This window comes from Neisseria sp. P0021.S006, from assembly GCF_051956895.1.
The window spans coordinates 1-558 of the sequence record NZ_JBQCWZ010000965.1; the positions used below are offsets into that span (position 1 = coordinate 1).

Below are 558 nucleotides of genomic sequence, written 5' to 3' on the forward strand. Positions count from 1 at the left end.
GATGACCAAGGCCGTCTGAACATCCGCATCGAAGGCCCGATGATACAGGCGATGTTCTTCGAGATTTTCATTCTTGCCATCGTCAACGAACTCTATTTCCGCAGCTTGGAAACGCCTGCCGTCATCGAAGAAGGCGAGCGCCGTTTGCAGGCCAAAGCGCAACAGCTGAAAGAAATTGCAGCTACACAAAATCCAAATGATCCGCCGTTCCTTATTTCCGATTTCGGCACGCGCCGCCGCTACACCCTCGCATGGCAGGAACACGTTATCCGCACCTTGCTGGAAGCTGCTCCCGATATCGTGCGCGGTACCAGCAACGTTTATCTGGCCAAAAAAATCGGCATCACACCCATCGGCACCATGGCGCACGAGTTCCTCCAAGCCTTCCAAGCCTTGGACGTACGTTTGCGCAATTTCCAAAAAGCCGCGCTGGAAAGTTGGGTGCACGAATACCGCGGCGACCTCGGTATCGCCCTGACCGACGTAGTCGGCATGGATGCCTTCTTGCGCGACTTCGACCTGTACTTTGCCAAACTCTTCGACGGCCTGCGCCACGAC

1 protein-coding gene is annotated in these 558 nt (G+C 55.6%); it reads left to right on the plus strand.

Translation table 11 applies throughout. The annotated features are described in order from the left end of the window. The coding region (pncB, locus tag ACTHUM_RS18180) for a nicotinate phosphoribosyltransferase (RefSeq protein ID WP_440403708.1) at positions 1–558 on the plus strand (558 nt) is incomplete at both ends.